Genomic DNA, 19,046 nt, shown 5'->3' with positions numbered 1-19,046 from the left:
CATGGGATTTCGGCTCACCACCAAGGTGCAGGTCAGCGGTTGGCGCTTCCTGCTGCGACGCGTCGAGCACGCGATCGTGCGCCGCGACACCCGGATGTTCGACGACCCGCTGCAGTTCTACAGCCGCGCCGTCTCCGCGGGTGTGGTCATCGCGGTGGCGGTATGCCTTGGTGCGGCGCTGCTGGCCTACTTCAAACCGCTCGGAAAGCGCGGCGACGACACACTTGTCGTCGATCGCAACACCAATCAGCTCTATGTGGTGCTGCCCGGCAGCGGTCAGTTGCGGCCGGTGTACAACCTGACCTCGGCGCGGCTCGTGCTCGGTAACGCCGGGACGCCGGTGGCGGTCAAGTCCGACGAGTTGAACCGCATGCCGAAGGGTCAGTCGATCGGAATCCCCGGGGCGCCTTACGCGACGCCGGTCGGCGGCGCGAACTCGATGTGGACGCTGTGTGACACCGTCACCAAGCCCGAAAGCGTGGCGCCGAACCTGGAATCGTCGATCATCGTCCGGCCCCTGGTCACCGACGCCTCGGTCGGGCCGATGCGCCCCGATCAGGGCATGTTGGTCTCCTACGAAAACGACATCTGGCTGGTGACCGAAAGCGGCAGGCACGACATCGATCTCGCCGATCGCGCGGTCACCTCGGCGGTCGGAGTCCCGGTGACAGCGCGGGCGACGCCGATTTCGCAGGGGTTGTTCAACGCGCTTCCCAACGCGGGCCCATGGCGTCTTCCCGACATCCCGGCCTTCGGAACTCCCAATTCGGTTGGGCTGCCGCTCAATCTCGTCATCGGCTCGGTGTTCAAGGCGCTGACCGAGGACGGCGAACAGCATTTCGTGGTGCTGCCCGACGGTGTCGCGAGGATCAACGACACCACCGCCGCCGCGCTGCGCGCGACCAACTCGTTCGGTCTGGTCACGCCGCCGTCGGTGGAGGCCAGCGTGGTCGCCCGGATCCCCGAACATGTCTTCGCCTCACCGCTGCCCGACAAGCCGTTGGAGATCCTGCTGCGCGAGGACACCCCGACGTTGTGCTGGGCGTGGCAGCGCGAGCCGGGGGATCAGGCGCCGAAGACGACGGTGATCGCGGGACGGCACCTGCCGATCGCACCGTCGGCGATGGGTACCGGCATCGAGCAGATCGGGGGTGATGCAACGGTTTACATCGACGGCGGACAGTACATCCAGTTGCAGTCGCCCGATCCGCGGTACGGCGAGAGCCTCTACTACATCGATCCGCAGGGCGTCCGGTACGGGCTGCCCAACGCCGACACCGGCAAGACACTCGGGCTCACCGGTCCGACGACCGCGCCGTGGCAGGTGGTCGGACTTCTGATGGACGGCCCGGTGCTGTCGAAAGAGGCGGCGCTCATCGAGCACGACACCTTGCCACCGGATCCCAACCCGCGCAGGGTCGGTGGGACCTCTGCCGCCGAGCCGGCCGCAGCGCAGTCCGGAGGCGGCCGATGACGACCAAGAAGTTCACCCCGATCATCAAGCGTGGACCGAGGTTGACGCCCGGTGAGATCAACGTCGCACCGCCGGAAGACCTCGGAGTCGAGATCCCGCCGTCGGGCATCCAGAAGGCGCTGCCGTGGGTGATGGGTGGCGGCATGCTCGGCATGATCGCGATCATGATCTTCACTGGTATCCGGCAACTGTCGCCCTACATGCTGATGATGCCGTTGATGATGATCATGGCGACCGTCGGATTCATGGCGGGAGGCGGCCCCGGCGGCAAGCGTGTCCCCGAGATCAACGCCGACCGTAAGGAATATCTCCGCTACCTGGCCGGGCTCCGCACCCGCGTCACGTCGTCGGCGGCCGCTCAGGTGACATTCTTCAACTACCACGCGCCACACCCGCACGACCTGTTGTCGATCATCGGCACCAACCGCCAGTGGTCCCGGCAGACCAACGCCGACTTCTACGCCGCGACCCGGATCGGGCTGGGCACCGAACCCGCGGTCGACCGGCTGTTGAAGCCGGCGGTCGGCGGTGAGCTGGCCGGTCCGCAGGGCGCACCGCAACCGCACCTGGAACCGGTGAGCCATATGTGGGTGACGAAGTTCCTGCGCACCCACGGGCTCATCCATGACTGCCCGAAACTCCTGCAGCTGCGTACCTTTCCGACCATCGCGATCGGCGGTGACCCGGACGGCGCGGCGGGGCTGCTCACCGCCATGATCTGTCACCTCGCGGTGTTCCACCCGCCGGACCTGCTTCAGATGCGGGTGCTCATCGATAACCCCGAGGACCCGAACTGGGCCTGGCTCAAGTGGTTACCGCATGTGCAGCACCAGACCGACACGGACGCGGCGGGACCCACCCGGATGATCTTCACCCGCCCCGACGGCCTGAGCGACCTGACTGCGCGCGGCCCCCACACCGCGGACGCGGCGCCCAGCGGACCGTACGTCGTCGTGTTCGATCTGACCGGTGGTAAGGCCGGGTTCCCGGTGGACGGCCGGGCCGGCGTCACGGTCATCACGCTCGGCAATCACCGTGGCTCGGCCTACCGGATCCGGGTGGCGGACGACGGCACCGCCGACGATCGGCTGCCCAACCAGACCTTCCGGCTCATCACGTCGACGGTCGACCAGATGACACCGGGGCAGGCCGCCCGCATCGCGCGCAAGCTGGCGGGTTGGTCGATCACCGGCACGATCATCGACAAGAGCGTGCGGGTGCACAAGAAGGTCGCCACCGAATGGCATCAACTGGTCGGGGCGCAGACGATCGAGGAGGTGACCCCGGCGCGGTGGCGCATGTTCAGCGACACCGACCGCGACCGGCTGCGCATCCCGTTCGGCCACGAACTCAAGACCGGCGACATCATGCACCTCGACATCAAGGAAGGCGCCGAGTTCGGCGCGGGCCCGCACGGAATGCTCATCGGCACAACGGGTTCGGGTAAGTCAGAGTTTCTCCGGACCCTGATCCTCTCGCTGGCGGCCACCCACCACCCCGACCAGGTCAACCTGCTGCTCACCGACTTCAAGGGTGGCTCGACGTTTCTGGGTATGGAGAAGCTGCCCCACACCGCCGCCGTCGTCACCAACATGGAAGAGGAAGCCGAACTGGTCAGCCGCATGGGCGAGGTACTCAGCGGTGAACTGGACCGCAGGCAGTCCATCCTGCGGCAGGCCGGTATGCAGGTTGGCGCGGCGGGCGCGCTGTCCGGCGTCGCAGAATACGAGAAGCATCGCGAACGCGGGGCCGACCTGCCGCCGCTGCCAACGCTTTTCGTCGTGGTCGACGAGTTCGCCGAACTCCTGCAGAACCACCCGGACTTCATCGCGTTGTTCGACCGGATCTGCCGGGTGGGCCGCTCGCTGCGGGTGCACCTGCTGCTGGCGACACAGTCACTGAACACCGGCGGTGTGCGCATCGACAAGCTCGAGCCGAACCTGACCTACCGGATCGCGTTGCGCACCACCAGTTCCGCCGAATCCAAGGCCGTGATCGGAACCCCTGAGGCGCAGTACATCACGAACAAGGAAAGCGGTGTCGGCTTCCTTCGCGTCGGCATGGAGGATCCGGTCAAGTTCCACAGCGTCTACACCGGTGTGAACTATGTGCCGACCGCCGCGCGGCAGGACAACGGGGAAGCGCGACCCCAGACCAACGGTCAGACCCGGCTGCGAATCCGGCCGTTCACCGCGGCACCGATTCCGGAGACGGCGGTGACCTCATGAGCATCGAACCGGACCAGCGGGTGCTCCGCGAGGTGGTCCTCGACCAGCTGACCACCGGAGAGACGCGGGCCTATCGGATGTGGTTGCCGCCGTTGGCCGATCCGACACCGGTCAACGAACTGATCGCCAGCGACCGGCAGCGTCAGCCGCTGCGCTTCGGCCTCGGCATCATGGACGAACCGCGCCGGCACCGCCAGGAGGTGTGGGGCATCGACACGTCGTCGGCAGGCGGCAACATCGCCGTCGGCGGCGCACCACAGACCGGCAAGTCCACCTTCCTGCAGACGTTGATCCTGTCGGCGGCCGCTTCCCACACGCCCCGGCAGGTCCAGTTCTACTGTGTCGACCTCGGCGGCGGCGGCCTGCTGTACCTCGAGGACCTACCGCACGTCGGCGGTGTCGCCACGCGCTCCGAGCCGGACCGGGTCAACCGCGTCGTCGCGGAGATGAAAGGCGTTCTGCGGCAACGCGAGGCGATGTTCAAACAGTACCGCGTCGGATCGATGGCCGCCTATCGCGAGATGCGCGACGACGCGAATCATCCGCTGGCCGCCGACCCATTCGGCGACGTGTTCCTGGTCATCGACGGATGGCCGGCGTTCGTCGCGGAGTTCGCTGACCTCGAGCCCGTCGTGCAGGATCTTGCCGGCCAGGGCCTGCAGTTCGGTGTGCACACGGTGATCTCGACGCCGCGTTGGACCGAGCTCAAGGCCCGCGTGCGCGACTACCTCGGCACGAAGGTCGAGTTCCGGCTGGGCGACGTCAATGAGACGCAGATCGACCGCATCACCCGCGAGATCCCGGCCAATCGGCCCGGCCGCGCGGTGTCGATGGAGAAGCACCACTTGATGATCGGAGTGCCGCGGCTCGACGGCGTGCACAGCGCTGACAACCTCGTCACCGCGATGTCCGACGCGGTCCAGGTGATCGCGGCGCGGCACACCGACCAGGCTCCCAAGGTGCGTGTCCTGCCCGAACGCATCTACCTGCACCACCTGGACCCCAACCCGCCCGGCCCGGATGCCGACTACCGCACCCGGTGGACGGTGCCGCTGGGTCTACGCGAATCCGACATGGCCGTGGCCTACAACCACATGCACGCCACACCGCACATGTTGATCTTCGGTGGGCCCAAGTCGGGCAAGACGCGAATCGCACACGCTGTCGCGCAAGCGATTTGCGCACGCAACAGCCCCGACCAGGTGCGGTTCATGCTGGCTGACTACCGGTCCGGCCTGCTGGACGCGGTTCCGGAGACACATCTTCTGGCGGCGGGCGCCATCAACCGCAACAACGCGAGCCTGGAAGAGGCGATCAAGGCGTTCGCCATCAACCTTCAGAGGCGGCTCCCGCCCGCGGACCTCACCACGGCCCAGCTGCGTGCCCGATCCTGGTGGAGCGGGCCGGATGTGGTGCTGCTCGTCGACGACTGGCACATGATCGTGGCCGCCAGTGGTGTGGTGCCGCCGATGGCTCCACTGTTTCCGCTGCTGCCCGCGGCCGCCGACATCGGCCTGCACATCATCGTCACCTGTCAGATGAGCCAGGCGCACCGCGCCACCATGGACAAGTTCGTGGGCGCCGCGTACGGCGCCGGTTCTCCGACGCTGTTCCTCTCGGGGGAGAAACAGGAGTTTCCTTCCAGTGAGGTCCGGCTCAAGCGTCGTCCCCCCGGCCAGGGATTTCTGGTCTCGCCGGATGGGAAGGAGGTCATCCAGGCGGCGTATGTGGACCCCCCAGAAGAAGTTGTGTAATGAGCACCCCTGGGCCGCGGTTAAGATTGGTCGAGACACGCCAGCAAATTCAGTGGCGAGGCCTTAGCAAAGAGGTCGGGGAACGGTTCCTGGCTGGGGGACAGCGGCGTCCGAGCGTGCACAAGTTCATACGCATTGAATTCATGACCCACGAGGAGACGAACAGATGGAACCGTTGATGCACAATCCGGGTGCGGTCGGAGTCGGCACCCAGGTCGTGGCTAACGGCACCCGTGGCCTCGCTGCGGGCACGACGGCCGGTGCGGCGGTCACCGCACTGGTTCCGGCCGGTGCCGATGAGGTGTCGGCGCAGGCGGCGGTCGCTTTCGCGGCCGAGGGCGTGGAAACGCTCGCGATGAACACTTTCGCCCAGCAGGAGTTGGCCCGGATGGGCGCGGCCGTGATCGAAAGCGCCGGGATCTACACCGCCGTGGACGGCGCGAACGCCACGACGTTCTGAGCGCGGACCACCGCACACTCTCACTCGACGGACCAGGGAAGACCTAGACGATGTTCTGGCATGCCATGCCGCCAGAATTCAATACCGCCCGGCTGATGGCCGGCGCGGGCGCGGCGCCGATGCTGCAGGCCGCCGCGGGCTGGGAGGCGTTGGCGATCTCGTTGGAAACGCAGGCCGACGAGTTGGCCGCGAGCCTGGCGTCTCTGACGGCGGTGTGGAGTGGTACGGCCAGTGAGCGGGTCGTGGCCGCGACGATGCCGATGGTGGCGTGGCTGCGGACCGTGTCCGCGCAGGCCCAGAAGCGAGCGTTGCAGGCCACCGCGCAGGCGAACTCCTACAGCCTGGCGATGGCCACCACGCCGCCTCTGCCGGAGATCGAGCAGAACCACATCACCCACGCGGTGCTCGAAGCCACCAATTTCTTGGGCGTCAACACGGTACCCATCGGGATCAACGAGTTCGACTACTTCGTCCGCATGTGGAACCAAGCGGCCGGGGCGATGGACGTCTACCAGGCCGAGACCGCCGTGAACCTCCTGTTCGAACCGATCATGCCGCCCAAGCCGATCGTGATACCCGGTGTGGCCACCGGCGCGACGGCGGTCGCGGCTGGGTACGCCGCGGCGTCGGCGCCGATGACGGCCATGCGCAACGCCGTGATCGCGCAGGTGAGCACGCAGGCCTCGATGGAGTCGGCGGTCCTGCAGGGAGGACGCGCGACAGCACAGATCGGCATGTCGGCCCAGCAGGCCCAGGGGCAGGTGCAGAAATCCGAGAACCTCGCCCAGCGGGCGGCGAGCCCGAACCAGATGACCCAGCAGGGCATGCAGATGGGCATGCAGATGGCGTCGCAACTGGGCTCGACGCTGGCGCAGGTGCCGCAGCAGGGCATGCAGATGGTGATGCAGCCGGTGCAGCAGATGACTCAGCCGTTGCAACAGGTCACCTCGCTGTTCACCCAGCTCGGCAGCAGCTTGGGCAGCGAGAAGATGCAGGTGGGACTGGTCGGGGCCAGCCCGCTGTCGAATCACCCGCTGGCAGGTGGCTCCGGGGCGACCTCTGGCGCGGGCCTCGTGCGGGCCGCGTCGCTGCCCGGTGCGGGCGGGACGATGGCCCGCACCCCGTTGATGGCCGACCTGATCGGTCAGCCGACCGCGATGTCCGGCGGGCCGGGCGCGGCAGCCGGCGCAGGCGGTGCCGGGCTCGCACCGGTCGGCGCGGGAGGCGGCGCCGGACCGATGGGCCAGATGGGCCAGCGAGCGATCAGCGGGGGAAGCAAGCACGGATTGACGGCGCCGCGGGTCCTACCCCAGGACCTCGGCGAAGACGAGGACGACGACTGGTGATCGTCCACCACGACTTCCCGGTCACCCGACCGGAAAGACTCGCCAGCGATGGTGAGGACAGAGGAAGAGAGAAAGAGTATCCAGCATGGCAATGAATACCGATGTTGCTGTCCTCGCCAAGGAGGCAGCCAACTTCGAACGGATCGGTGGAGAGCTGCAGGCCGTCATCGGACAGGTGGAGTCCACGGCAGGCGCCCTGTCCGCGCAGCTGATCGGCGAGGCCGGCTCGGCCGCACAAGCCGCCCTGATGCGCTTCCACGAAGCCGCCGTTCGTCAGGTCCAGGCGCTCAACGACATCTCGGCCAACATCCACTCCGCCGGCGCGCAGTACGCCGCGACGGATAGCGACCAGTCCGCGGCGCTGTCGACCGCGATGCAGTTCTGAACCCAACCCGACGAACGGAGAACACACCATGAGCGAAAAGGTTTACAACTACGCGGCGATCGACGGGTCGTCGGCCGAGATCAACACCGCCGTCGGCCGGACCGAGGGTCTGCTCGAGGAGGGCAAGGCCTCTCTCACCGCTCTCGCCGGAGTCTGGGGCGGCACCAGCTCGGAGGCCTACCAGGCCGTGCAGATGCGCTGGGACACCGCTTCGGCCGAGCTCAACGCCGCCCTCCGGCAACTCGCCGCCACCATTCAGGAGGCAGGCGGAAGCGGGGGGACCATGTTCCAGGCCGACAAGATGATCGAGAGCTCGTTCGGCGGATAGGAACTGCACGCGGGTGGGCAGGTTTCATCCTTCGGGGGGTCTTGCCCACCGCGTGTGTGTCCTCGCTTAGCGACTACATAGAGAGGTTCCCATGTCGGCAGACTATGACCGGCTTTTCCACTCCGCGGGAGACGCTGTCCAAACAGCCGACGACGACGCAGTGGATCGCGACACCACCAGTGCGGCCACGCGCCCGCCCGCACCCATGCCCAGTGGCCACGTCCCTGTCGAGATGACGGGGCCGACGGTGCCGGTCGGACAGACCAAACAGGCGCCGCCGCCGCAGCAGAACGAGATCACCACGCAGATGCCGCCCGCGCGGTCGACACCACCGCCGCCGCAACCGAATTCGATGATGCGGGTGCCGATGAGCGGTGCACCGGCCGGCGCACGTTTCGAGCAGCCACGCTCGGCGCCCGCACCGGCGCCGCGGCCTGCGCCCGCTCCGGCGCCGAGCCAACACTTCGCCGAATCGGAGAAGAACGGCGCCTTCTCCAGCGCCCCGCCCGCGCAGACGTCGGCGGCCACCATCGGCAATCACCGCGCAATCGACGCGCTGTCGCATGTCGGGGTGAAGTCGGCGGTGAAGATGCCGTCACAGCGGGGCTGGCGGCACGTGCTCTACATGCTGACGCGGATCAACCTGGGCTTGTCACCGGACGAGCTCTACGAGATGGAACTGCACACCCGGATCCGCCGAAATGCCAGGGACTCGTACCAGATCGGTGTGTTCGGGCTCAAGGGCGGTGTCGGCAAGACCGCGGTGACCGTCGCGCTCGGCTCTGCCATGAGCAAGGTGCGCGGAGACCGGATCCTGGCCGTCGACGCAGACCCCGACGGGGGTAACCTCGCCGACCGGGCCGGCCGCCAGTCCGCGGCCACCATCGCCGATCTGCTCGCCGACAAAGAGCTTCAGCGCTACAACGACATTCGCGCCTACACGAGCATGAACGGCGCGAACCTCGAGGTGCTCTCGAGCGAGGAGTACAGCGGAGCCCGGCGCGAGTTCAACGACGAGGACTGGAAGGGCGTGACGAACATCGTGTCGCGCTACTACAACCTCGTGCTCGCCGACTGCGGAGCCGGACTGTTCCAGCCCGCCGCACGCGGTGTGCTGTCGACCGTCTCGGGCCTGGTCATCGTGGCGAGCGCGTCGATCGACGGCGCCCGCCAGGCCGCGATGACCATGGACTGGTTGCGGCAGAACGGATATCAGGATCTGCTCAGCCGCTCGTGCGTGGTGATCAACCACATCGTGTCGGGCAAGCCGAACATCGACGTCGAAGATCTCGTCGCGCAGTTCGAGCGCCACGTACCGCCGGGGCGGGTCATCGTGCTGCCGTACGACAAGCACATCGCAGCGGGCACCGAGATCCAGTTGGATCTGCTCGGCAAGACGTTCCGGCGCCGGATCGTCGAGCTGGCCGCCGCCCTGTCCGACGACTTCGACAGGCTCGAACGTCGGTGACCTCAACCGCCGCAGCGACATCCGCCTCGAGCGTCACGCCCGGGCGGCCGTCGACCACCCGGGTCACCATCCTCACCGGACGGCGCATGACCGATCTGGTCTTGCCTGCGGCGGCGCCGATCGAAACCTACATCGACGAGACCGTCTCGGTGCTCGCCGAGCTTCTCGAGGACACACCCAAGGATGTGCTGGCGGGTTTCGACTTCAAGGCGCAGGGCGTGTGGGCTTTCGCCAGGCCGGGTGCGCCGCCGCTGAGATTCAGCGAGTCGCTTGATGAGGCGGGGGTCGTCGACGGATCGCTGTTGACGTTGGTCTCGGTCAGCCGCACCGAACGCTATCGGCCGCTCGTCGAGGATGTCATCGACGCGATCGCCGTACTGGACGAGTCGCCGGAGTTCGACCGCTCGGCTCTGAACCGGTTTGTCGGAGTGTCGATTCCGCTGGTGTCGGTGGTCGTCACGGCGATGGCGATGCTGGCGTGGTCGCGCGCCGGGCACGACTGGTGGTGGGCGGCCGCTCTCGCAGTGCTGGGGTTGGGTCTGCTCGGCGGTAGCGCGGTGGCCAACAACCGCTACCGCAACGTCGACCTGGCCGAGAGCCTGTTGACGGCGGCGCTGCCGACGCTCGCGGGTGCGGTGGCCCTGGCCGTCCCCCTTCCCCGGGGCGTCGACTCGCTGGGCGCACCGCAGATCGCGGGCGCCTCCGCGGTGGTGTTGTTGTTGACGTTGGCCACGCGTGGCGGGCCCCGCCGCAGAGCGGAGTTGGCGTCGTTCCTGGCGATCGCGTCGATCGCGGCGACGGCTGCGGCGGTGGCCTTCGGCTACGGATGGCAGCACTGGGTGCCCACCGGAGCGATCGCGTTCGGTCTGATCGTCGTCACCAATGCCGCCAAACTGACCGTCGCGGTCGCCCGCATCGCGTTGCCGCCGATCCCGGCCCCGGGGGAGACGGTGTCCAACGACGAACTGCTCGATCCCGTCGCGACATCGCACAGCGACGAGGAGACGCCGACCTGGCAGGCGATCATCGCCTCTGTTCCGGAGTCGGCGGCGCGCCTGCACGAGCGCAGCCAGTTGGCCAGGCGGCTGTTGATCGGATTCGTCACGGCGGGCGCCCTCGTGCTGTCGGTCGGCGCGATCGCGGTCGTGACGCAGGGCCACTTCTTCGTGCACAGCATGATCGTCGCGGGCCTGACCGCGGTGATCTGTGGATTCCGGTCCCGGTTGTATGCCGAAAGATGGTGTGCCTGGGCGCTGTTGACAGCTACCGTCGCCATCCCGACGGGCGTGATGGTTCGGCTGTGCCTGTGGTACCCGGACAGGGCCTGGTTGGTCCTTGCGATCTACGCGCTCGCGGGCGTCGTCGCATTGACCGCCGTCGGTGCCACGGCGAGCGTCCGCCGGATCTCACCGGTGACGAAGCGGATCCTCGAGCTGCTCGACGGCGCCGCGATCGCCGCGGTGATCCCGATGCTGCTGTGGATCGCCGGCGTCTACGACCTGCTGCGCAACTTGCGGTTCTAGCTCCACTGCGTCACGGGGCGCTCCCCGCGCTCACCGTCGACGGTGACGTCGACGCGCTCGTCGAAGAAGCAGATGTGGTCGCGGACGCGCTCGCCGTCGGGCAGGGGATCGCGGTAAGTCCACGCGGCGTCGCGCGGCCCGTCGGGCACCGAGAAGTACGACGCCCGCCCCTTGTACGCGCAGTGGGAGATGGTGTCGCTGTCGTCGAGGTCGGCGACGACGTCCTCGCGCGGCAGGTAGTACCGCACCGGCAGATGCGTCTCGAACAGCAGCAGCGGGCGTTTCGACTCCGCGAGCAGGCGGCCGCCGGATTCAATGCGGACGTGGCGGCTGCTCGTGAGGATGTCGATGCGGTGATACGGGTCGTGCGGGTGGCTGACGATCGGCTCGTCTTCTTCGCGCCATTCGAACGCGCCGAAGTCCAGAACCAGGTAGTCGGCGAGGTCGGGGTCCTCAGGTTGGAAGGCCGCTGCGGGTGCCGTTTCCTCGCCGGCGATGACGTCGAACTCGGCGCCGGGACAGGAGTGGGTGCCGAACGGGACCGTGGGATCGAGCACCGCGCGGTCGACGCCGGGGCGATCCGCGTCGTCGTCGCCGGATTCGGCGCCCGCGGGCACCAGCTGCCCGGCGAGGTCGGCGACCGGAACCGCGTACGCCGGCAGGATCCGGCGTGGTTCCCACACCAACACGGCGTCGCAGGTGTCGACGAGCGGTTCACCGGCAACGGCCACGCGAATCCGCTTCGGCGTCGGTTCGTACCGCAGGGCGTCGAGGTTTCCGCGCAGCAGGTCGGCCATCCGAACGGCCATCGGGCACCCCTTGTCTGCTTATCCGCGAGTCATTTGCGAGGCGGGCGCAACACGTTCATCGCCAACCGCATTATCGGCGCGGGCACCCGATCCTTGGCCGAAAGCGCGGCATCGGCGGCCCGACCGCGTAGCGGAGTACCGCGACCGAACATGCGGTTGAACGGTCCGCCGCTCGGTTCGAGGTCGAAGTGCAGCGGGGGCTTCCCGTCGGCGGCGCCGAGCGCATTGGCGATCACGACCCGCTGAATCTCGCTGGTGCCCTCGAAGATGGTGTACAGCTTGGCATCCCGGTACCACTTCTCGACGGGATGGTCGGTGATGTAGCCCCAGCCGCCCATTGTCTGGATGGCGCGTTCGGTGGCGCGGACCGCGACCTCGCTGGCCGCGAGCTTGGACATCGAGCCCTCGCCGCGTTCGAACGGGACGCCGCTGGCGGCCATCCACGACGCGCGCCAGGTGAGCAGGCGGGCGCCGTCGAGCGTGGTCGCCAGTTCGGCGAGTGGGAACGCGATGCCTTGGTTGTCGATGATGGGGGCGCCGAACGCTTCTCGCCGATTGGCGTACTCCGTGGCGTATTCGAGCGCGGCCCGGGCGATTCCGAGGGCTTGGGCGGCGACCATCGGCCGCGTCTGTTCGAAGGTGCCGAGCGTGGCCGAGCCGGAGTGCTTGGCGCCTTCGACGGCTTCGCGGGCTTTGGCCAGCTTGTAGTCGAGTTTCTCTTGGCCGCCGAGCAGGTTGTCGGCGGGGACGCGCACGCCGTTGAACTCCAGCTCCGCGGTGTGCGAGGCGCGGCAGCCGAGCTTGTCGAGCTTGCGGACCATCTCCAGACCCGGGGTGCCACCGGGGACGATGAAGAGCGCTTGGCCCTTGTGTCCGAGTTCCTGGTCGACGACGGCGTTGACCACGTGCACGTTGGCGATGCCGCCGTTGCCGATCCACATCTTGTGGCCGTCGATGATCCAGTCGTTGCCGTCGCGCCGGGCCGTGGTGCGCAGGTTGCGGACGTCGCTGCCGCCCTCGGGTTCGGAGATCGCCAGCGCCGCCAGCTTGAGATCGCCTGGGGTGCCGAAGCATTCGGGTGCCCACTGAAGCATCTGTTCGGGCGAGGCGGCCTGGCCGATGGCCGACAGCGCGAGCGCGGGCATGACCACGGCCAGGCCGATGCCGGCGCATCCCCAGAAGAGCTCCTCCATGAACATCGGCAGGGAAAGCCCGGTCGGGTCGCCGATGAGGTCGCGATAGAACAGGGGATTGTAGAAGCCCCGCGTGGCGGCTTCCTCGAGGACCGGCCAGGGGAACTCCTGGCGTTGATCGTACTCGAGCGCGACGGGCCGGACCACCTCTTCGGCGAACTCGTGGGTCCGTCGCGCCAGGTCGTGCTGCGCCTCGGTGGGCGTCAGGTCGAAGGCCACGACAGTGTGTTAGCCACGCCTGCGCATTCCGAAACACTTGTTCGCTGAAATGGACGGCCCCCGGATGCCAGGGGGTGCATCCGGGGGCCTGTGTTGCGGGGTAGCTACTTGACGTCTACATAGATCGTCTTGTTGATCACCCGGGTGTTGCGGTCACCACCGACGCCCAGGCTGTCGGTCTGGGTATAGGTCTGACCGGGGCGCACCGCCACCACGGACGCCTTGTCCAGCGGGGCGTTACCGATGCGGTTCACGATCACGTGGTAGCCCTGCGATTCCAGCTCGCTGATGGTCTGCTGCGCACTCCCGGGTCCGGATGGTGCGGCCTGGACGGGTGCGGCCAGTCCGATCAGAGCGGCGGCAAGGGCGCTAGCGGCGACGGTAGCGATACCAAACTTCTTCATTTTCGAGCCTTCTTCTTTTGTTCGTTTCGTATCCGAGCCGTGGCATGTGTCGCGGTTCGTAGCTGCAGCTGATCTTGGAAACCACGTGGTCAGAGGCTTTAATTCCGATGGCAGAAATTGATTGCCGGATGGCAGGAATAGTGCTGCGGGGCAGCCGAGTGCCCATGTTCGGACGTCCGATCTGGCCCACTGCCGGAGCGGTGAGCAATGGTGCCGGCCGCCACGCGCGCGGTCACGGGAGGGTTCGCGTCCAGCAACCAGCTGTTCGAACGTATGATCGAGCGATGGGCGAGCTGAAGGGCATCGGGTACAACGGCCAGCCCGTTCAGCAAGCCTTCCGTCGTGTCGATCCGCCGATCGCCGTGCTCGTCGATCTGGCTGCGGTCTTTCCGCGCGAACCGCATGCCGTCGGCGGCTACAACCCGGCCGGTCTGCAGATGCACGCGGTCGTTGAAGGGCGACTGACGTGCTGGGGTTTGTGCGAGCAGGGCTACTGGTGGGGGCTGGTGACCTACGAAATCGCCTACGGCGCGCGCCGGAAACCCGTCACGCACTGGATTCCCGCATGGACGCTCAAACCCAAGGCGGACTGACCGCGCTCCCACTCATGGCTAAGAAGCCGCCTGACCCAGCCGCCGCTGTGCCTCTCCTGCAGAAATACGCAAGCGCCTGGCCACATCCCGCGGAGTCGCGCTCCGGTCGAGAAGCAGGCGGCCGAACAGTCGCTGCTCGAGTTCCGCTACCTGATTGTCGAGCTTGTCGAGCTGTTCGATCAGCGCGTAAAGCTCGGTGCGCGTCAACCCGTCGAGCCGGAGACCCGCAAGCTCTCGGTACAGCGACTCCAGCGTGGTGAGCACATCGGATACTTGATTCGAACGCATGTGCGAGAGCCTAGCTGCGGGGTGCGTCAACCCGCGATAAGTTATCCACAGGCATGGAATGGATCGGACTGCAGTCCGGTTATGCAATGCATGCCTGCAGTTACCGCCGATACGCTCACCCTTCCCCGTATCACCACAGCCGGACCGTCGGACACCGACCGCCCCGTGCGGTCGATCACCACCGGGCCGCGCGGCTTCGAAGGCGAGGGTTTCCCTGTCGTCCGCGCGTTCGCCGGAGTCTCTGCCGCCGAGCTCGATCCGTTCGTTCACATGGACCAGATGGGCGAGGTGGAGTACGAGCCGGGAGAGCCGCGAGGCACCGACTGGCATCCGCACCGCGGGTTCGAAACCGTCACCTACATGATCGACGGGCGATTCGCGCACCAGGACTCCCACGGTGGCGGCGGGCTGATCACCGATGGCGCCACTCAGTGGATGACCGCCGGTTCGGGCATTCTGCACATCGAGACGCCACCCGCCGAACTCGTCGAAAGTGGCGGCATGTTCCACGGCATCCAGCTGTGGGTCAACCTGCCCCGCAAGGACAAGTTCGCGACGCCGAGATACCAGGCCATCGAGGGCGGCCAGGTCAAGCTGTTGTCGTCCGACGACGGCGGCGCGCTGGTCCGAATCGTCGCCGGTGACGTCGACGGCCACATCGGCCCTGGTGCGACACATACGCCGATCACGTTGGCACATACCACGATTCAACCCGGTGCACAACTCCACCTGCCGTGGAGACGCGACTTCAACGCGCTGGTCTACGTGCTGTCCGGGCGCGGTACGGTCGGCCCCGTCGCACACCCGATCCACCAGGGCCAGCTTGCGGTACTGGGGCCCGGCGACCGGATCAAGGTGGAAGCACACCGGAGCCAGGACGCTCACCGTCCCGCGCTTGAAGTACTGATCCTCGGCGGCCTCCCGATTCGCGAACCCGTGTTCCAGTACGGCCCGTTCGTGATGAACAGCAAGTCCGAACTCATTCAGGCGCTCGAGGACTACCAGGCGGGCAGGTTCGGACAGATTCCTCCGAACGCCCTCATGCCTCACCGCCGTTGATCGACCGTGCCGGTGCACCATTGGGGTACAGCAAGTTCAGTGCCCCGAGATGGGCCGCGACGGCCACCAAAGGCAGCGCCGCGGGGACCGCGAGGTCGTCGTCGGTGGCCTCGGCGCGCAGCGCCGTCACGAAGTCGTCGCTGAGTGGTGGCGGCGGATCGACCGCGCCGCTGGTGACCCTCGCGCAGATCGCCTCGGCGTGGGTTTCGAGCACCAGCCTTGTCCGGGGATAGATTCCGTGCGGCGGGGGGACGACATCGGCGATCAGTTCGGCGGCGGCGCGCAGCCTGATGGCCCGGTTCGCCGATCGGACCGCGGGTCCGCGGATATCGGTGGGCCCGCTGCTCTCCGAAAGGAACTGTCGCACTGCGTCGTCCACGGTCCGCGTCGCCCGTAGCGCCTGCTGGCTCAGCGCGATCACCCGATCGGCGGCCTCCTCCGACGCCCCGCGGGTCACCCTCAGCACCGCGGCCTTGAGGAATGTCGCGCCGACGGCGAACGCGTCGTCGATGGCCCGTCCCAACCGGTTACCCACCCCCCGCGGCCACAACAGGACCGACACCACCACCCCGACGAGTGCGCCGACCACGACATCCTCCACGCGGATCAGCCCGACGCTCCACCCCGTCGGCGCGATCAGGTTGAAGATGATCAGCACCATCATCGTGAACGCGGCCTGGCCGGCGATGAAGGACGCGACCTCCGGAACGAAGGCGGACCCGAAGGCCACCGTCGGCAGGAGCATCCACATGACCACGGGATCGACGCCGACGAGCTCGATGAGCCCGACGCCCAACAGAAATCCGATCGCGGTACCGGCGACCGCCCGCAACATCCGCGTGCCGGTCGTCAGCGCGCTGCTGCGCAGCACCGACATCGCTCCGAGCACGACCCAGAAGCCGTGCTCGAGCGGGAACAGGTGAGTGACGGCGACCGCCAGCGCCAAGCCGAGCCCCGTACGAATGCTGTTGCGCCACACCACCGCTCGGGTGGCGAGGAATCCGCGGGTGATCGCTGCGACGGCCGTTGTCTCCGGCATCACCCAGTCGGCGGTGCCGGTCTTGGGCAAGCCACGGCCCAGCACCCTCGCCCACACCGGGCGCGCGTCGGCGGCGGCGGCGTTGCGGATGATTCGGCCGGTGACGCCTACCGTCGCCGAGAAGGTGCGTCGCGCAAGCAGATGGCGGCCGACGGTGATCGCGTCTGCCTCGTCCGACGATGCGAGGATCTCGAGGATGTCCTCGCGGTAGTGCCCCTGGGCGATCTCGCGCAGTTCGGTGAGCGCCGCGTCGAGGTCCGCGGTGCGGGCGGCGCGGGTCGAGACGTCGGAGATCTGCAGTACTGCGGCCGAATCGCGCAGCACCCGGATCAGCGGGTGTTTCATCTCGCCGAGGAGTTGCCCCGTGCCGTCGGTGATCCGGTCCGACAGCCAACCGAGGTCGTCGACCACCCGGACCAGGGCGCGGCTGCCCGCGGTGAGCGCGACGGGTCGGTAGTCGGCACCCAGGAACGTTTCCCACAGTTGGTTCATCGCCCGGGTCACGTTCCTGGCCGGGGTGGTGCCCTGCAGACAGTCGGCCAACCGGTCGCACACGCGCGCGGCACCGCTGCGCAGCTCGTCGTGGTGGCGCGGCGGCAGGAGGAACAGCGCGGCGGGCACACAGAACACCAGGGCTATGGACCAGCCGAGCAGCCGATCGGGTATGGGCCCTGGGGGAGTGCACGCGGGCAACACGAAGGTCATCAGCGTGGCGCGCTGCCCGGCGGCGATGATCTCGCTGAGCACCCCGGAGAACGTGACCACCACCCCGAGGACGAACATCGCCGCGACGGCGAGCCACGGATGCGGAGCCACCAGGGTGCCGAGCGTGATCAGGACGGCGCCGTTGAAGGCGAGCCCGAGGTAGGCCAGCGCGCGAGCCGGCCGGTTCCCCGGAAAGTCGACCAGGATCAGCAGCGCGACCGAACCGAAGATCGTGATCATCGGCGTCTGGGTCCCACCGCCGACCGCGAAGCTCACCGCGGCGGCGATCGGCAGCACGATCGCCGCCCGGACCGCACGGCGAAGCGCGTCGAGTTCGGGATCGCGCCGTCGCAGTCGGTTCTCCGCGTGGCGCCACACCGGGGCGACGGCTTCAGTGAGCGACAACCCCGATGCCCGCGCTAATCACCGTCGGGAACCGTCGCGAACCGACCGTCATCGAGGGCCTCGCGCAACTCCGCGGAGATCCATCGCAACCCCTCGGGGTCGCGCGGCAACGTCGTCTGCTCATAACCGACGAACACGTACACCGCGCACTCGGCGAAGAGCTGCGCCTGCCTCTTGTGCTGCAGGATCTCGAAGGCCGACTCGTACAGGATGTCGAAGCGCTGCTGGTCGACCGCCACCTGTACCTCGTGCACGTGTGGGTCCAGCGCACTCCACACGCGAATGGCGGATTCGGCGCTGTGGGGCACGTCGAAGGCCGACTCGAACAGGGCGTCGATGCGTCGCCGCGGGTTGGGCTCGGCGCGCACCGCTTCGATCACCCGCACGGTGCGTTCCTGTGTCCAGTGCGCGAGCAGTTCCCTGGTGTAGGCGGGCCAGTTCGGGAAGTAGTGGTAGAACGAGCCGGTCGTGACCCCGAGACGTTGACAGACCTCCGCGAGCTTCAGACCGCCGTAACCCAGGTCGGACAGGATCTCGATACCCACGTCGAAGTAACCGTCCCGCGATACGACGCTCCCCATTACGTGGACATTAGTTCTAAGTCGGGCCGATTCTCTACGTTGAATTTCCGACCGCAAAGTCCGCAATTTGCTGATAAAAGGCTGGTCGGAGCCTCTGGCGAAGCGGACGTCTGAAGAGGTAAGTGACGTGTGGCACAATTTGACCGTGCCGCATACGGCGAGTAGAGGTCCGGGTCGTCCCCCCGCAGCGAAGGCTGCCGAGACGCGTGAGCGCATCATAGGAGCCGCGCGCGAGGTTTTCAGCGAACTCGGATACGATGCCGCGACCTTCCAGGCGATCGCCATTCGCGCGGATCTGACCCGCCCCGCGATCAACCACTATTTCGCCAATAAGCAGGTTTTATGGCGTGAAGTCGTGCAGCAGACCAACGCCGCGATAGTTAACGCCGGGAAAGCGCGCGCGCAAAACGAAACCAAACTGCTCGCCAGGTTGTCGGCGTACTTCACGGCGGCGATGCAGGCCGATTCCGAAGATCGTTCGGCCGCAGCGTTTTTGGTGACGTCGGTGCTTGAGGCTCAGCGCCATCCGGAGCTCAGCGACGAGGAGCACGACTCGCTCAAGCACTCCCGCGAGTTCGTGGCCTGGGCCGTCAACGACGCGATCGCACGCGGCGAGCTCACCACCGACACCGAGGTCGACTCGCTGGTCGAGATGCTGGTCGCGGTGATGTGGGGGATGGGCTTCTACGCCGGCTTCGTCGGCAGCCACGAAGAGCTCAAAGCGGTGGTGCGCCAATTCGAGCTGCTGATGTCCAACAATCTGTGGCGCCTGCAATCCTGACCAT

Annotated in this window: 18 protein-coding genes; 12 read left to right on the top strand and 6 right to left on the bottom strand. The window is 67.3% G+C overall.

Annotation, left to right across the window (positions count from 1 at the left end; all coding sequences use genetic code 11):
• The first annotated feature begins 1 nt into the window (after position 1).
• The 9 genes from eccB to eccD all read left to right on the top strand — a co-directional run bounded on the left by eccB (position 2) and on the right by eccD (position 10,966).
• Positions 2–1,474 (top strand): type VII secretion protein EccB, encoded by a 1,473-nt coding sequence (gene eccB, locus CEX87_RS10635; RefSeq protein ID WP_094287061.1) that lies wholly within the window; start codon positions 2–4, stop codon positions 1,472–1,474.
• Positions 1,471–3,702 (top strand): type VII secretion protein EccCa, encoded by a 2,232-nt coding sequence (eccCa, locus tag CEX87_RS10630; protein ID WP_064394656.1) that lies wholly within the window; start codon positions 1,471–1,473, stop codon positions 3,700–3,702. The genes eccB and eccCa overlap by 4 nt, the downstream gene beginning before the upstream one ends.
• Positions 3,699–5,456, top strand: coding sequence for a type VII secretion protein EccCb (eccCb, locus tag CEX87_RS10625; protein ID WP_064417704.1), 1,758 nt, complete (start codon positions 3,699–3,701; stop codon positions 5,454–5,456). Before eccCa ends, eccCb begins: the two co-directional genes overlap by 4 nt.
• A gap of 166 nt (positions 5,457–5,622) precedes the next feature.
• The gene (locus tag CEX87_RS10620) at positions 5,623–5,916 is read left to right on the top strand and encodes a PE family protein (protein WP_064394654.1); all 294 of its coding nucleotides are present in this window, start codon (positions 5,623–5,625) and stop codon (positions 5,914–5,916) included.
• A 50-nt stretch (positions 5,917–5,966) separates the two neighbouring features.
• Positions 5,967–7,262 carry a PPE family protein gene (locus tag CEX87_RS10615; RefSeq protein WP_064424902.1) on the top strand — a complete coding sequence of 432 codons (1,296 nt, stop codon included), beginning with the start codon at positions 5,967–5,969 and terminating at the stop codon, positions 7,260–7,262.
• An 85-nt stretch (positions 7,263–7,347) separates the two neighbouring features.
• Positions 7,348–7,647 (top strand): WXG100 family type VII secretion target, encoded by a 300-nt coding sequence (locus CEX87_RS10610; protein ID WP_064394652.1) that lies wholly within the window; start codon positions 7,348–7,350, stop codon positions 7,645–7,647.
• 28 nt (positions 7,648–7,675) lie between these two features.
• Positions 7,676–7,975: a WXG100 family type VII secretion target gene (locus CEX87_RS10605; RefSeq protein ID WP_064394651.1), complete on the top strand. Its 300-nt coding sequence runs from the start codon at positions 7,676–7,678 to the stop codon at positions 7,973–7,975.
• A 91-nt stretch (positions 7,976–8,066) separates the two neighbouring features.
• A complete protein-coding gene (locus CEX87_RS10600; protein ID WP_064424903.1) occupies positions 8,067–9,443 on the top strand; it encodes a MinD/ParA family ATP-binding protein in 1,377 nt (458 codons plus the stop codon).
• A complete protein-coding gene (eccD, locus tag CEX87_RS10595; RefSeq protein WP_064424904.1) occupies positions 9,440–10,966 on the top strand; it encodes a type VII secretion integral membrane protein EccD in 1,527 nt (508 codons plus the stop codon). Before CEX87_RS10600 ends, eccD begins: the two co-directional genes overlap by 4 nt.
• On the opposite strand, the gene CEX87_RS10590 is transcribed toward eccD, so the two are convergent.
• The 3 genes from CEX87_RS10590 to CEX87_RS10580 all read right to left on the bottom strand — a co-directional run bounded on the left by CEX87_RS10590 (position 10,963) and on the right by CEX87_RS10580 (position 13,591).
• On the bottom strand, positions 10,963–11,775 hold the full coding sequence (locus tag CEX87_RS10590) for a DUF427 domain-containing protein (RefSeq protein WP_094287060.1): 813 nt from the start codon (positions 11,773–11,775) through the stop codon (positions 10,963–10,965). The two genes, eccD and CEX87_RS10590, sit on opposite strands and share 4 nt — an antisense overlap.
• 29 nt (positions 11,776–11,804) lie before the next feature.
• Entirely contained in the window at positions 11,805–13,187 is a 1,383-nt protein-coding gene (locus CEX87_RS10585) for an acyl-CoA dehydrogenase family protein (RefSeq protein WP_094287059.1), read from the bottom strand.
• A gap of 104 nt (positions 13,188–13,291) precedes the next feature.
• Positions 13,292–13,591 (bottom strand): hypothetical protein, encoded by a 300-nt coding sequence (locus tag CEX87_RS10580; RefSeq protein WP_064394646.1) that lies wholly within the window; start codon positions 13,589–13,591, stop codon positions 13,292–13,294.
• A 284-nt stretch (positions 13,592–13,875) separates the two neighbouring features.
• Between CEX87_RS10580 and CEX87_RS10575 the strand changes: the two genes are divergently transcribed.
• A complete protein-coding gene (locus CEX87_RS10575) occupies positions 13,876–14,184 on the top strand; it encodes a hypothetical protein (protein WP_064394645.1) in 309 nt (102 codons plus the stop codon).
• 18 nt (positions 14,185–14,202) lie between these two features.
• Here CEX87_RS10575 and CEX87_RS10570 read toward each other — a convergent pair whose 3' ends face one another.
• Entirely contained in the window at positions 14,203–14,472 is a 270-nt protein-coding gene (locus tag CEX87_RS10570) for a hypothetical protein (protein WP_064394644.1), read from the bottom strand.
• Positions 14,473–14,562: 90 nt separating this feature from the next.
• Between CEX87_RS10570 and CEX87_RS10565 the strand changes: the two genes are divergently transcribed.
• Positions 14,563–15,531, top strand: coding sequence for a pirin family protein (locus CEX87_RS10565; RefSeq protein WP_094287057.1), 969 nt, complete (start codon positions 14,563–14,565; stop codon positions 15,529–15,531).
• Here CEX87_RS10565 and CEX87_RS10560 read toward each other — a convergent pair.
• Both CEX87_RS10560 and CEX87_RS10555 read right to left on the bottom strand, forming a co-directional pair.
• Positions 15,512–17,680 carry an FUSC family protein gene (locus CEX87_RS10560; RefSeq protein ID WP_094287056.1) on the bottom strand — a complete coding sequence of 723 codons (2,169 nt, stop codon included), beginning with the start codon at positions 17,678–17,680 and terminating at the stop codon, positions 15,512–15,514. The genes CEX87_RS10565 and CEX87_RS10560 overlap by 20 nt on opposite strands.
• 14 nt (positions 17,681–17,694) lie before the next feature.
• The gene (locus tag CEX87_RS10555) at positions 17,695–18,261 is read right to left on the bottom strand and encodes a TetR/AcrR family transcriptional regulator (RefSeq protein ID WP_094287055.1); all 567 of its coding nucleotides are present in this window, start codon (positions 18,259–18,261) and stop codon (positions 17,695–17,697) included.
• A 145-nt stretch (positions 18,262–18,406) separates the two neighbouring features.
• Between CEX87_RS10555 and CEX87_RS10550 the strand changes: the two genes are divergently transcribed.
• A complete protein-coding gene (locus tag CEX87_RS10550) occupies positions 18,407–19,042 on the top strand; it encodes a TetR/AcrR family transcriptional regulator (RefSeq protein ID WP_094287099.1) in 636 nt (211 codons plus the stop codon).
• The last annotated feature ends 4 nt before the right edge of the window (positions 19,043–19,046 follow it).

Origin of the sequence: Mycobacterium lehmannii (genome assembly GCF_002245535.1) — a bacterium.
Lineage (GTDB): Bacteria > Actinomycetota > Actinomycetes > Mycobacteriales > Mycobacteriaceae > Mycobacterium > Mycobacterium lehmannii.
Note: the sequence above shows the minus strand (reverse complement) of the source record. Positions and strands in the feature narration are given on the sequence as shown.